Source organism: Luteimonas salinisoli (assembly GCF_013425525.1).
Taxonomy (GTDB): Bacteria; Pseudomonadota; Gammaproteobacteria; order Xanthomonadales; family Xanthomonadaceae; genus Luteimonas; species Luteimonas salinisoli.
The window spans coordinates 71,534-83,849 of the sequence record NZ_JACCKA010000060.1; the positions used below are offsets into that span (position 1 = coordinate 71,534).

A 12,316-nucleotide genomic window follows, 5' to 3' on the forward strand; every position below is an offset into this window, starting at 1 on the left:
GGCCGGCAGTCGGGCGCCGGCTGCCGCGAGTCTGCGACCCGCAGGCCGGCGAAGGCCAGCCTCCAGGGATCAACGCACGGGTTGCCGTGACGAACGCATCCGCGCAGGCGGCGACCTGCGCATCGCCGCTTCAGACGGCAACCGGCGCCCTGATCGGCGGCCAGGGGTCGTAGCCCTCGAACTCGATGTCCCCGCCGGTGAAGGCGAACAGATCGTCGACCGCCGGGTTCAATCGCAGCCGCGGCAGCGGCCGCGGCTCGCGCGCCAGCTGTTCGCGCGCCTGTGCGTAGTGGTTCGAATACAGGTGGGCGTCGCCCAGGGTATGGACGAAATCGCCGACGCCCAGGCCGCTGACCTGCGCCACCATGTGGGTCAGCAGCGCGTAGCTGGCGATGTTGAACGGCACCCCGAGGAAGATGTCGCCGCTGCGCTGGTAGAGCTGGCAGCTGAGCCTGCCGTCGACCACGTAGAACTGGAACAGGGCATGGCAGGGCATCAGCGCCATCCGCGGCAGATCGGCGACGTTCCAGGCGCTGACCAGCAGGCGGCGCGAATCCGGATTGCGGCGGATCTCGTCGAGGACCCATCGCATCTGGTCGATCTCGCCGCCATCGGCGCCGGCCCAGCGCCGCCACTGCTTGCCGTAGACCGGCCCCAGCTCGCCCGCATCGTCGGCCCATTCGTCCCAGATCGAGACGCGGTTTTCCTTCAGGTAGCCGATGTTGGTCTCGCCCTTCAGGAACCACAGCAGCTCGTGGACGATCGAGCGCAGATGCAGCTTCTTGGTAGTGACCAGCGGGAAGCCCTCGGCCAGGTCGAAACGCATCTGCCAGCCGAACACGCTGCGGGTTCCGGTGCCGGTGCGGTCGCCCTTCTCCGCGCCATGTTCGAGCACGTGCCGCAGCAGGTCGAGGTACTGGCGCATCAGCCCTGCCCGGCCGACGCGGTTGCCGGCTGCGGCCGGAGCACCGGCGCACCGCGCGACTTCCACAGCAGGAACACGCCCAGCGCGACCAGGGGCAGGCTCAGCACCTGGCCCATGGTCAGCCAGCCGAAGGCGAGGTAGCCCAGGTGCGCGTCGGGCTCGCGCACGAACTCCACCGCGAAGCGGAACGCGCCGTAGCCGAGCGCGAACAGTCCGGACAGGAAATAGCGCGCGCGCGGACGCCGCGAGACCCACCACAGCACCGCGAACAGCACCAGCCCCTCGAGGAACGCCTGGTAGAGCTGCGAGGGGTGACGCGCGAAGGCGTCGAGCGCCCCCGATTCGTGCAGGCCGCGCAGCGCCTGCGCATCCAGGCCGCGATAGCGATCCGGCAGGGCGGCCGGAAACACCACGCCCCAGTCGCCGCCGGTCGGCCTGCCCCAGAGCTCGCCGCCGATGTAGTTGCCGAGGCGCCCGAAGCCCAGGCCCTGCGGCACCAGCGGGGCGACGAAATCCAGCAGGTCGAAGAAGTGCAGGCCCTGCCGGCGCGCCCAGAGCCAGGCCGCGATCAGCACGCCGAGCAGGCCGCCGTGGAAGCTCATGCCGCCCTCGGTGACCCGCAGCAGCAGCAGCGGGTCGGCCAGGAAGTCCCCGAACGCGTAGAACAGCACGTAGCCGATGCGCCCGCCGAGAATCACCCCGAGCATCCCATAGAACATCAGGTCGCCGAAGGCCTGTTCGCTCACGCCGGGCAAGCGCCCGGCGCGGATCCTGCTGCGGCCGAGCAGCCAGGCCACCGCGAACGCGACCACGTACATGATCCCGTACCAGTGCACCTGGGGGTGGAAGCTGCGGCCGAACAGTTCGAACGCCGGCAGCGAGATCGCGATCGGATCGATCTGGTGCAGGTGGGTCATCGTCCCGGGGCTCCTGGCGGGTGGCGTGCGGTCATCGGGGCATCGGCCGGCGCGGCTCGTCGACGGGCGGCGGCTCGATGCCGACGCGCCGCATCGCATTGCGCTTGGCCCACAGGTTGAGCAGTTCCACCAGCGCCGAGAAGCCCATCGCCCCGTAGATGTAGCCGCGCGGGATGTGCAGGTCGAAACCCTCCGCCATCAGGTACAGGCCGATCAGCACGATGAACGCCAGCGCCAGCATCTTCACCGTCGGATTGGCGTCGATGAAGCGCCCGAGCGGCTGCGCCGCCAGCAGCATCACCGCCACCGCCACCAGGATCGCGGCGACCATCACCGGCACGTATTCGCCCGCCATGCCGACCGCGGCGATCACCGAGTCCAGGGAGAACACGATGTCGATCACCGCGATCTGCGCGATCACCGCGCCGAACGAGACCGCGGCCTTGCCGCCGATCCCGCTGTCGTGTTCCTCGGCCCCACTGACCTGCTCGCGGATCTCGAGCACGCCCTTGACCACCAGGAACACGCCGCCAAGGATCAGCACCAGGTCGCGCACCGAGATCCCATGGCCGAACAGCGCGAACAGGTCGTCCGTCAGCCGCGCCAGCCAGGCCAGGGTGAGCAGCAGCCCGATGCGGGTGATGCAGGCCACGGCGATGCCGAACTTGCGCGCGAACTCGCGCCGCTCCATCGGCAGCTTGCTCACCGCGATCGAGATGAACACCAGGTTGTCGATGCCCAGCACGATCTCGATCGTGCTCAGGGTCACCAGGAGGATCCATACCTGCGGATCGGTCAGCAGTTCCAACATGTATTGCGTATCCTCGATAGCTTCGCGCTGCGCGGCCGGCTACAGCCAGCGCGGCAGCAGGATCAGCGCCCAGGTGGCCCCGGCGTTGAGCATCGCCACGAAGACCGCGGCCGAGCCCATGTCCTTGGCGCGGCCGGCGAGTTCGTGCCGCTCGGGCCCGAAGCGCTCGATCACGGTCTCGATGGCCGAGTTGAGCAGTTCAACCAGCAGCACCAGCAGGCAGCTGCCCAGCAGCAGCGCGCGCTCCGCGCCGCTCTCCCCCAGCCACAGCGCCAGCGGCGCCAGCGCCAGCAGCAGGTAGGCCTCCAGGCGGAACGACGATTCGTGGAGCCAGGCAGCGCGCAGCCCCTGCAGCGACCACAGCGTGGCCTTGAAGATCCGCCCCGGCCGGCGCGGCAGGTGTCCGTACTCGTCGGCCATGGCGGTGCGGTCAGCCGGCGCGCGCGTCACGGCCGGCATCGGCGGGCGGGAAGGCGTTCTGGCTGGCGGCACGGCGGCGAGGAGGGACGGGTACGGGAATCGGCTGCATCGGAAGTGGGGCGCTCGGGCCGGGCCGGAATGGCGCCATTCTGCCACAACGGCCCGCCGCCACCGGTCGCGGCAGCGGCGGCGCGCCGTTGCAGGCCGCGGCGACGGCTGCTTCACTATGCCTTCCTTTCCAGGAGCCTCCATGCACCGGACACGCGGTCTACTCCCGGCGTTCGCGGCACTGCTGCTGGTCGCCTGCGCGGGCATCGCCGCGCCAGGCGGCGGAGCACCGGCGCGCGCGCTCGATCCTCCGTCCGCGGACTGGTCCGCCGACATGGCCCGCTTCGCCGCGGAGGACGCGGCCAGCCCGCCTCCACCGGCGCCGGTGGTGTTCACCGGCAGTTCCTCGATCCGGCTGTGGGACACCCTGCACGAGGACTTCCCCGGCGTGCCGGTGCTCAACCGCGGATTCGGCGGCTCCCACGTCCGCGACGCCGTGCACCATGCCGAGCGGGTCGCGATCCGCTACCGCCCCAGCCGGGTGCTGATCTACGCCGGCGACAACGACACCATGGACGGGCGCAGTCCCGCCCGGGTACTGGCCGACTTCCAGGCCTTCGTCGCGCGCGTCCATCGCGAACTCCCGGGCACCCCGATGGCCTTCATCGCCATCAAGCCCAGTCCCGCGCGCGTGCACCTGCTGGGAGTGCAGCGCGAGTCCAACGCCCTGGTGCGCGCCTGGGCCGACGCAACGCCGGATGTCGACTACATCGACGTCTTCACTCCGATGCTGGACGAGGACGGCCGACCCCGGCCGGAGCTGTTCGGCGAAGACGCGCTGCATCTCGACCGCGACGGCTATGCGCTCTGGCGCGGAATCGTCGGCGAGTACCTGCGCTGAGGCACATGCGCGGTCGACGCCTGCCCGGGCCGGACCGTGGCGCGTCCGCCGGGATACGGTCTTCGCCGCCGGCGGCGGGACGCAGCGCGCCCGCGGATGGGCGCGCCGGCGTCGGCGGTCCGGTCACCCAGTCCGCGGTGCGTCCGCCGGCTGATACAGGCTGAGCACGTTGCCGTCGGGATCCAGGAAATCCAGCGACAGTCCGCCGTCCGGCGCTTCGCTGACCGACACCACGATCTCGACGCCCCTGGCGGCCAGCGCCTGCGCGCAGTCGTCGATGCCGCCGTCGAGGCTGAACACCACCACCGGCGACTCGCCGGGGCGCGCCTCGCGCTGGATGAACACCAGCGAAACCGCCCCGGCCTGCGCCGTCGCGAACGCTCCGTCGTGGCCCTCGACCGTGGACACCTCCAGTCCGAGGGTGTCGCGATAGAACGCGATCGCGCGATCGAGTCTGGAAACGAAGAACACCACGGTTTCGAGCCTGGCCTGTGCGAGCATCGGGAATCTCCTCTGTTGGTCCCGCCTATCCGTTGCCGCCGGGGGGCGGAACGTGAGCACGAGCGGCGATCAGCAGCAGATGGCCGTCGGCATCGTGGGTTCCCAAGGCCCCGACACCGCGCATCGCCGCCTTCAGCGCGCGGCGCAGCGGGCCGGAGCGCAGCCGCCCGCCGCCCGCCGGGACGTGGGCCAGGGCCCGGACCGCCCCGCGCGGCTCCGGCGGCAGCGCGGCCACGACCCGGCGGATCGTGCCGACGCGCTGGCGGAACGCCGTGGCCGGGATCCCCAGCAGCCAGCGGATCTCGGCGGCACCCAACCCGTGCAGCGCCAGTTCGGCGACCCGGCGGGCGGCCGGCGGCAGCCGCGGCAGCAGCAGCACGACGCCGCGCTCCAGCCCAAGCGCATCTCCGGGACCGGCGGCCTCGACGGGAACGGCCTCGGCGACCGCGCGTTCGCGGCGGCGGCGGCGTACCGCGGTGCGCACGGTCATGGCCGCCTGGCGCCGCAACACCCCCGCCAGCCACGCGGGCTCGGCACGGCCGGCCTGCAGCGCCGCCAACAGCACGTCCTGCAGCAGGTCCTCGGCGTCGGCATCGGTGCGGGTCAGACGCCGCGCCTGCGCGCGCAGGCTGCGCAGCGTCCCTTCGTCGGGCAGCCCCGGCCTGCCCGCCAGCGGACCGGACGTAGACGCCTCCCGGGCGCGCGCCATGCTCAGTCGGGGTCGCGGAAGATCGCCGTCCCGCGCCTTCCTTCCGCATCCACCCAGCCTCGGTACATGCCGGAGGTGTTGAACGGCATGACGATGGTCCCGTCCGCGTCCAGCGCGATCACGCCGCCGTCGCCGCCGTGCGCGGGGATCACCTCCATCAGTACCGCTTCGGCCGCTTCGCGAAGCGTGGCGCCGCCGTAGGCGACGCGCGCGCAGATGTCGTGGGCGACGGCGTTGCGGATGAAGTACTCGCCCCAACCGGTGCCGGAAACGCCGCAGCGCGCGTCCGCCCAGGTGCCGGCGCCGATCACCGGCGAATCCCCCACCCGCCCCCACTTCTTGTTGGTCATGCCGCCGGTGGAGGTGGCCGCGGCGATGCGCCCATCGGCATCGAGGGCCACCGCGCCGACGGTGCCGAAGTAGCGCCCGCGCTCTTCCGGGCCGCCGGCGCCCGCCTCGGCGGCGGCTTCGCGCGCACGCGCGCGCTCGAGCTGCTCCCGCCGCGGCGCGGTATCGAACCAGTCGTTGCGGACCCGCTCGAGGTCGGGATGGTCGTCGGCGAAACGTTCGGCACCGGCGCCGATCAGCATCACGTGCGGCGACCGTTCCATCACCCGGCGCGCCAGCGAGATCGGACTGCGCACGGTGGCCACGGCGGCCACCGCCCCGGCGCGGCGCGTATGCCCCTCCATGATCGAGGCATCGAGCTCGTGCCGACCCTCGGCGTTGAACACCGCACCCTTGCCGGCGTTGAAGCGCGGCGACTCCTCCAGCACCCGCACCGCCGCCTGCACCGCGTCCAGCGCGCTGCCGCCTTCGGCCAGCAGCGCGTGGCCGGCATCGAGGGCGCGGTCGAGATCGGCGCGGATCGCCGCTTCGTCGGCGGCGCCGAGCGCGTCGCGCTCCATCACCCCGGCGCCGCCGTGGACCACCAGGGCGACCCGGGGCGCGGGGTCGTCGGCGGCCGCGGCGGTGGCTGCGGCCAGGGCCAGGAGCACCAGGGTCAGGATGCGCATGCGTCAGCTCCGGGGAAATCCCGAGGATACCGGAGCCGAGAACGGGCGACACCCGCCGCTCGCAGCGGCCCGGCCCGGGATCACTGCTGGCGCAGCGCCTCGATCGGATCCAGCTGCGAGGCCTTGCGCGCCGGGTAGTAGCCGAAGAACAGCCCGGTGGCGATCGAGAACCCGGCGGCCAGGCCGATCACCTGGCCGTTGAGCTGCACCGGCAGCGCGCCGAAACGCCCCACCAGCAGCGCGCCGACGATGCCCAGGGCGATGCCGATCGCACCGCCGATCAGCGAGATCAGCATCGCCTCGGCCAGGAACTGCCGGCGCACGTCGGACGGCCCGGCACCGACCGCCATGCGCAGGCCGATCTCGCGGATCCGCTCGGTCACCGAGACGAGCATGATGTTCATGATGCCGATGCCGCCGACGATCAGCGAGATCGTCGCCACCGCGCCCAGCAGCAGCGACATCAGCCGCGTGGTGGCGGTGCGCGTGGCGACGATCTCGGAAATGTTGCGGACGCTGAAATCGTCTTCGTCGCCGGGCCCGATACGGTGGCGCTGGCGCAGCAGGGCCTCGACCTCGCCCTGCACGTAGGACAGGTCGTCCGCATCGCGCACGGTCAACGCGATCTGCATCACCGCCTTGGGCGGCAGCCCCATCGCCCCGAGCAGGCGCCGCCGGCCGGCTTCCATCGGCACCATCACCACGTCGTCCTGGTCCTGGCCGAAGCCGCCCTGGCCCTTCGGCTCGAGCACGCCGGTCACGGTGAACAGCACCCGCCCCAGCCGCACCGTCTCGCCGATCCCGCTGTCCTGGCCGAACAGCTCGCGGCGCACCGTCTCGCCGAGGATGACCACCTTGGCCGCGCTGGTGTAGTCCTGCGGCTCGAACAGCGCGCCCTCGGCCAGCCGCCAGGCATTGATCTCGAAGTAGTCGGGCTCCACGCCCTGCCAGGTCGCCGCCCAGTTGTTCTCGGCGAACACCAGCTGGGCGTTGCCGCGCAACGAGCCGGAGACGTACTGCACCTCCGGGATCTCGTTGCGGATCGCGTCGGCATCGCCCTCGGTGAGGGTGAAGAAGCTGCTCGAGCTCATCCGCGCGCCCCCCGGGCCGCGGCGCGAGCCGGGGGAGATGTCCAGCCGCTGGGACCCGAGCCCCGAGACCAGCTTGTCGATCTCGGACTGGGTGCCCTGGCCCACCGACACCATCACGATCACCGCGGCGATGCCGATGATCACCCCCAGCGAGGTCAGCGCGCTGCGCATCCAGTTGCCGCGCAGGGCGAAGACGGCGGTACGGAGGATGTCGAGAAAGGTCATTTTGGCGGGCATCGAGAATAGGGAATCGGGAATCGGGAAAGGCGGCAACCGGAGTCCGGGGAAAGGGCCAGGAACGCGACGATCAGGAGAGCTCGGCTTGCCCGATCCCCGATTCCCGATTCCCGATTCCCGGCTCTTCATGCACCTCCCCGTCCCGCATCGCGAAGATGCGGTCGGCATGGGCGGCGACGTCGGGGTCGTGGGTGATGATCACCACCGTGTGGCCCTCGTCGCGCAGGCGCTCGAACAGCGCCAGGATCTCCTCGCCGGTGCGGGTGTCGAGCGCGCCGGTGGGCTCGTCGGCGAGCAGGATCGGCGGCCGGTTGATCAGCGCGCGAGCGATGGCCACGCGCTGCTGCTGGCCGCCGGACAGTTCGCTGGGCCGGTGCGACTCCCGCTCCGCCAGGCCCACCGCGGCCAGCGCTTCGCGCGCCAGCGTCGTGCGCTCGCCGGGCGGGACCCGGGCGTAGCCGAGAGGCATCGCCACGTTCTCCAGCGCGCTCATCCGCGGCAGCAGGTTGAAGCCCTGGAACACGAAGCCGATCTTGTCGCGGCGCAACACCGCCAGCTCCTCGGGATCGAGGGTGGAGACGTCGATGCCGTCGCACAGGTAGCTGCCCGCGGTCGGCGTGTCGAGGCAACCCACCAAGTTCATCAGCGTCGATTTGCCGGAGCCCGACGGCCCCATGATGGCGACGAAATCGCCGGGCGCGATGCTGATGTCGACGTCGCGAAGCGCCACCACCTCGGCCTGGGTGCCTGGCGAGTACACCTTGCCGAGCCCGTGGGTCCGGATCACCGGCACCACGTCGCTCACGGCCGCGCCCGCTCGCCGACGATCAGCGGATCGCCCTCGGCGACGTCCCCCGAGATCTCGGTGTTGCTGCCGTCGCTGGCGCCGATGCGCACCATCGCCGCCTGCGGGCGGTCGCCGACCAGCTTGTAGACCGGGGCGAAACGCGCCCCGGCCAGCGCCGCCAGTTCGCGGTCCCAGCGCTGGCGCTGGCTCGCGTCCAGGGTGTCGCGGAACGCGGCGAAATCCTGCTGGTAGCGCTGCAGCATGCGCTGGCGCATCTGCGCCTGCATGTTGCCGGCGGCATTCCCGCCTCCGCCAGCGATCCGCACCCCGCCACCGCCGCCGAACATGCCGCTGCCCCCCGGCTGCGGCGCGGCGGTGCGGCGCGCCTCGGCGCGCGCGCTGATCGCCGCGAGGGCCGCGTCGAAGGCCTCGCGCTGCGGGGCGGCGAGGTCCATCGCGCCGGCCAGCCGCGCCAGTCCCTCGACCGCGCCGCCGCCGGCCCGCTGCGCCGGCGCCTGGATCGCCGCGGCCTGGGCGTCGGAAGGCTTGTAGCGCAGCGCGGCGTTGGAGGCCAACAGCACGTCGTCGCGGCGGCTGACCTCGATCTCGGCGTTCACGGTCAGCCCGGGCAGCAGGGTGCCGTCGCTGTTGTCGACGCTCACCACCACCGGGTAGGTGATGACGTTGTTGGTGTCGGTGGCCGACAGGCGCACCTGCCGCACCTCGCCGCGGAATTGCCGATCGGCGAAGGCGTCGACGGTGAAGGTGACCGCCTGACCTTCGACGACCTGGCCGATGTCGGCCTCGTCCACCGCCAGCTCGATCTGCATCTTGCCCAGGTCCTCGGCGATGGTGAACAGTTCCGGCGCCTGCAGGCTGGCGGCGACGGTCTGGCCGGGCTCGATGGTGCGCGTGAGCACCACGCCGTCGACCGGCGAGCGGATCTCGGTGCGGTCGAGGTTGACCTGGGTGGTCTGCAGCGACGCGGACTGCTGGCGAATCTGGGCCTGCGCCGAATCGACCTGCGCGCGCGCCTGGTCGAGCGCGGAGCGGGCCAGGTCGACGTCGCTGCGCGCGACCAGCTGCCGTTCGCCCAGGTCCGTCTTGCGCCGGTGGTCGAGCTCCGCGTTGCGCAGCGCGGCCTGGGCCTGCGCCAGCGCGGCGCGCGCGCTGGCGACCTGGGCGTTGCCCTGGTCGATCTGCGCCTGGTAGCTGCTCGGATCGATGCGTGCGATCAGCTGTCCCTTGCGCACCTGGTCGTTGAAGTCGACCAGCACGTCGGTGACTTGCCCGGAGATCTGGCTGCCGACCACAACCGTGGAGGTCGCGCTGAGGGTGCCGGTGGCGGAGATCGCCACGCGGATGTCGCCGCGCTCGACGGTCGTGGTGCGCCAGGCGCCTTCATCGCCGCCGGCGCCGTGCTGCCGCCAGGCCCATGCGCCGACGGCCAGCAGGCTCGCCACCGCCGCCGCCACGGCGAGATTGCGCGGGAGTCTGGACTTCGCTTTGCGCGCAGGCGCGGTCTTGCGGGGCTGGCTCATGGGATCCTGGTCCGAAGGGTCGATGCGGGGAACGCGCGGCGCCGGCCCGGCGTTGACAGCGCCCGCAATGGCGCATGAACGCCGCCTTGCGGCACCCGCTCAGCCGAAGCGGATCACCGCGACCGTGCCGCGACCGGGGGCGCTCTCCAGGCTCACCGGCCAGCCGAAGCGCTCGCCCAGGCGCCGCACGATCGACAGCCCCATGCCCTTGCCGGCGGCGAACTGATCGGCGCGGTAGAACGGATCGTAGGCGCGCGCGAGGGTTTCCGAGGTCATGCCGATACCGGTATCGCTCACCACCAGCCGATCGGCGGCGATCTCGACCTCGACGCCACCGGCCTCGGTGAACACGCAGGCGTTGCTGAGCAGGTTGCCGAGCATCACCCCCAGCACCCGCGGCGGCGCGCGCAGCCGCGGATTCGCGGTGCCCGTGACGCGCAGGTCCACCGGTTTGCCGGCGAGCAGCGGCCGCACCTTTTCGACCTCCTCGAGCACCACCTCGCGCACATCGAGCTCCACGCTCTCGGGGGCCACCTGGGCCTCGCGCGCCAGGATCAGGAAAGCGTCGATCACCGCCTCCATGTCGCGGCCGGCGCGCTGGATCCGCTGCAGCGAACGCTGCGCGCGCGACGGCAGCCCCGGTTCGGCGAGGAGCATGTCGGTGGCGACCCGGATCACCGTCAGCGGCGTGCGCAGTTCGTGGCTGGCGTCTCGGGTGAAGTCGCGCTCGCGCTGCACGAAGGCCTGCACGCGCTGCGACAGGTCCGCCAGCGCGCCGCTGAGCTGCCGCACCTCGCTGCCCACATCGCCGGGGATGCGTTCCGGCGCCAGCGCACCTGCGGCGCCGGCGCCGGGCTCCCAATGCGCGACCTCGCCGGCCAGCCAGCTCACCGGCGCGATCAGGCGGCGCGAGGTGCGGTAGGTCAGCCAGGTCACCAGGTACAGCGCCAACATGCCCGCGAGCATCAGGGCCAACGCACCGCCCCAGAGAATGCGCTTGGCGTGGGCGAACGACATGTCCACGTAGAGCCGGCCGGCACGCGAATCCTGGACCAGCACGTTGCGGTCGAAGCCCGGCAGCTGGTGGTGGCCGGGCGGCAGCCGCCGCAGCGCCTCCGGCAGCGCCGCCGCCGTCCCCGCGGGAACGAAATGCAGCTCCGAGGTCGAGGTGCGCGGCGGCAGGAAGTCCGGGTCAGCCGCGCGCGCGGCCCAGAACTCCTCCGCCTGGGCGTCCAGCCTGGCGTTGATCAGGATTTCCAGCGCGAGCGCGCAGGCGACGGTGATGCCGACCACGATCACCAGGCTCGCCAGGGCCGCCTGCACCAGGAAGGCGTAGCGCAGCTTGCGTGGCAGGCCCTGGGGCATCGCGGTGGGACCGATACCGCGGCGTCAGGCCGGCGACTGCTCGATGTCTGCGATGCGGTAGCCGGCGCTCTGCACGGTGTGCAGCAGCGGCCGGTCGAACGGCTTGTCGATGGTCTTGCGCAGGTTGTACAGATGGCTGCGCAGGGTGTCCGAGTCGGGCAGGCTGTTGCCCCAGATCTCGCGTTCGATTTCCTGGCGGCTGACCACGCGCGGCGACTCGCGCATCAGGATGGTGAGCAGCTTCAGCCCGATCGGCGAAAGCTGCAGCTCCTGCCCGGCGCGGGTGGCGCGCAGGCTGGCCGGGTCGAGCACGAGGTCGGCGACCTTGAGCACCTCCGAGCCGACCTGGCGCCGCTCCCTGCGGATCAGCGCGCGCAGCCGCGCTTCCAGCTCCTGGATCGCGAACGGCTTGGTCAGGTAGTCGTCGGCGCCCGAGCCCAGCCCGGTCAGCTTCTCGTCGAGGGTGTCGCGCGCGGTCAGCATCAGCACCGGGGTCGACTTGCGCGCCTCCTCGCGCAGGCGCTTGCAGACCTCGATGCCGTCCAGCCGCGGCAGCATCAGGTCCAGCACGATGACGTCGTAGCTGTTCTCCGAGGCCAGCCGGTAGCCGTCGAGGCCATCGGCGGCGTAGTCGACCTCGAAGCCGCGTCCCTCGAGGTATTCGCCGACCATTTCAGAAATGTTGCGGTTGTCCTCGACGATCAGGATGAGACCGCCCGGTTCCTGGGTTCCACGCATACTGGCTCCGATCAGCAAAGGGGTTGAAGAGAAGGGGGGCTTCAGCTTTGTGAAGGATGCCGGTTCGGCGGTGCAGGACTTGTGAAGAAGTCGTTGCGCAGGCCGAACATGGCCCAAAAGAGCGGATTCTTCTCCACGCTGGGAGGAACGGGTATCCGCCCGTGGTCGTCCCCCTTGTGGAAGCGACGGAAGTCGCGACGAGCGCGGTGTCCGCGATTCGCATACCGACTTAGTGGCGCTTCGCGGGCGGCCCGGCGCGGCATCCCGGTGCGGGACACGCCGTGAATCCATCCATGGAGTCTCGTCGAC

General features: G+C 71.5%; 13 protein-coding genes. 1 reads left to right on the top strand and 12 read right to left on the bottom strand.

Annotated elements, in window-relative coordinates; translation table 11 throughout:
- Positions 1 to 130 precede the first annotated feature (130 nt).
- The 4 genes from H0E84_RS10000 to H0E84_RS10015 are packed head-to-tail and all read right to left on the bottom strand — an operon-like array spanning position 131 to position 3,073.
- Complete coding sequence (locus H0E84_RS10000; protein WP_180678506.1) at positions 131 to 925, bottom strand: thymidylate synthase; 795 nt, start codon at positions 923 to 925, stop codon at positions 131 to 133.
- Positions 925 to 1,842 carry a prolipoprotein diacylglyceryl transferase gene (lgt, locus tag H0E84_RS10005; protein WP_180678507.1) on the bottom strand — a complete coding sequence of 306 codons (918 nt, stop codon included), beginning with the start codon at positions 1,840 to 1,842 and terminating at the stop codon, positions 925 to 927. The genes H0E84_RS10000 and lgt overlap by 1 nt, the downstream gene beginning before the upstream one ends.
- Positions 1,843 to 1,873: 31 nt before the next feature.
- Entirely contained in the window at positions 1,874 to 2,653 is a 780-nt protein-coding gene (locus H0E84_RS10010; RefSeq protein ID WP_180678508.1) for a TerC family protein, read from the bottom strand.
- 39 nt (positions 2,654 to 2,692) lie between these two features.
- Positions 2,693 to 3,073, bottom strand: a complete 381-nt coding sequence (locus tag H0E84_RS10015; protein WP_180678535.1) for a diacylglycerol kinase — start codon at positions 3,071 to 3,073, stop codon at positions 2,693 to 2,695.
- A 250-nt stretch (positions 3,074 to 3,323) separates the two neighbouring features.
- Here H0E84_RS10015 and H0E84_RS10020 point away from each other — a divergent pair, with 250 nt between their 5' ends.
- Positions 3,324 to 4,022, top strand: a complete 699-nt coding sequence (locus tag H0E84_RS10020; RefSeq protein ID WP_180678509.1) for an SGNH/GDSL hydrolase family protein — start codon at positions 3,324 to 3,326, stop codon at positions 4,020 to 4,022.
- Between the two features lie 123 nt (positions 4,023 to 4,145).
- On the opposite strand, the gene H0E84_RS10025 is transcribed toward H0E84_RS10020, so the two are convergent.
- From H0E84_RS10025 to H0E84_RS10060, 8 genes are all read right to left on the bottom strand, one after another.
- On the bottom strand, positions 4,146 to 4,523 hold the full coding sequence (locus H0E84_RS10025) for a VOC family protein (RefSeq protein ID WP_180678510.1): 378 nt from the start codon (positions 4,521 to 4,523) through the stop codon (positions 4,146 to 4,148).
- Positions 4,524 to 4,548: 25 nt separating this feature from the next.
- On the bottom strand, positions 4,549 to 5,232 hold the full coding sequence (locus tag H0E84_RS10030; protein ID WP_180678511.1) for an RNA polymerase sigma factor: 684 nt from the start codon (positions 5,230 to 5,232) through the stop codon (positions 4,549 to 4,551).
- A gap of 2 nt (positions 5,233 to 5,234) precedes the next feature.
- Positions 5,235 to 6,248, bottom strand: a complete 1,014-nt coding sequence (locus tag H0E84_RS10035; protein ID WP_180678512.1) for an isoaspartyl peptidase/L-asparaginase family protein — start codon at positions 6,246 to 6,248, stop codon at positions 5,235 to 5,237.
- 80 nt (positions 6,249 to 6,328) lie between these two features.
- Complete coding sequence (locus H0E84_RS10040) at positions 6,329 to 7,576, bottom strand: ABC transporter permease (RefSeq protein WP_257644165.1); 1,248 nt, start codon at positions 7,574 to 7,576, stop codon at positions 6,329 to 6,331.
- 70 nt (positions 7,577 to 7,646) lie between these two features.
- Positions 7,647 to 8,381 carry an ABC transporter ATP-binding protein gene (locus H0E84_RS10045; RefSeq protein ID WP_345776300.1) on the bottom strand — a complete coding sequence of 245 codons (735 nt, stop codon included), beginning with the start codon at positions 8,379 to 8,381 and terminating at the stop codon, positions 7,647 to 7,649.
- Complete coding sequence (locus H0E84_RS10050) at positions 8,378 to 9,904, bottom strand: efflux RND transporter periplasmic adaptor subunit (RefSeq protein ID WP_180678513.1); 1,527 nt, start codon at positions 9,902 to 9,904, stop codon at positions 8,378 to 8,380. The genes H0E84_RS10045 and H0E84_RS10050 overlap by 4 nt, the downstream gene beginning before the upstream one ends.
- Positions 9,905 to 10,003: 99 nt before the next feature.
- A complete protein-coding gene (locus H0E84_RS10055; protein ID WP_180678514.1) occupies positions 10,004 to 11,269 on the bottom strand; it encodes a sensor histidine kinase in 1,266 nt (421 codons plus the stop codon).
- Between the two features lie 24 nt (positions 11,270 to 11,293).
- A complete protein-coding gene (locus tag H0E84_RS10060; RefSeq protein WP_180678515.1) occupies positions 11,294 to 12,007 on the bottom strand; it encodes a response regulator transcription factor in 714 nt (237 codons plus the stop codon).
- Positions 12,008 to 12,316 lie beyond the last annotated feature (309 nt).

Excerpts from the sequence above, each read along its gene's own strand:
- H0E84_RS10020 (WP_180678509.1), top strand. The coding sequence starts at position 3,324 with ATGCACCGGACACGCGGTCTACTCCCGGCGTTCGCGGCACTGCTGCTG.
- H0E84_RS10035 (WP_180678512.1), bottom strand. The coding sequence starts at position 6,248 with ATGCGCATCCTGACCCTGGTGCTCCTGGCCCTGGCCGCAGCCACCGCC.
- H0E84_RS10015 (WP_180678535.1), bottom strand. The coding sequence starts at position 3,073 with ATGGCCGACGAGTACGGACACCTGCCGCGCCGGCCGGGGCGGATCTTC.
- H0E84_RS10060 (WP_180678515.1), bottom strand. The coding sequence starts at position 12,007 with ATGCGTGGAACCCAGGAACCGGGCGGTCTCATCCTGATCGTCGAGGAC.
- H0E84_RS10010 (WP_180678508.1), bottom strand. The coding sequence starts at position 2,653 with ATGTTGGAACTGCTGACCGATCCGCAGGTATGGATCCTCCTGGTGACC.
- H0E84_RS10055 (WP_180678514.1), bottom strand. The coding sequence starts at position 11,269 with ATGCCCCAGGGCCTGCCACGCAAGCTGCGCTACGCCTTCCTGGTGCAG.
- H0E84_RS10025 (WP_180678510.1), bottom strand. The coding sequence starts at position 4,523 with ATGCTCGCACAGGCCAGGCTCGAAACCGTGGTGTTCTTCGTTTCCAGA.
- H0E84_RS10000 (WP_180678506.1), bottom strand. The coding sequence starts at position 925 with ATGCGCCAGTACCTCGACCTGCTGCGGCACGTGCTCGAACATGGCGCG.
- lgt (WP_180678507.1), bottom strand. The coding sequence starts at position 1,842 with ATGACCCACCTGCACCAGATCGATCCGATCGCGATCTCGCTGCCGGCG.
- H0E84_RS10050 (WP_180678513.1), bottom strand. The coding sequence starts at position 9,904 with ATGAGCCAGCCCCGCAAGACCGCGCCTGCGCGCAAAGCGAAGTCCAGA.
- H0E84_RS10030 (WP_180678511.1), bottom strand. The coding sequence starts at position 5,232 with ATGGCGCGCGCCCGGGAGGCGTCTACGTCCGGTCCGCTGGCGGGCAGG.
- H0E84_RS10040 (WP_257644165.1), bottom strand. The coding sequence starts at position 7,576 with ATGCCCGCCAAAATGACCTTTCTCGACATCCTCCGTACCGCCGTCTTC.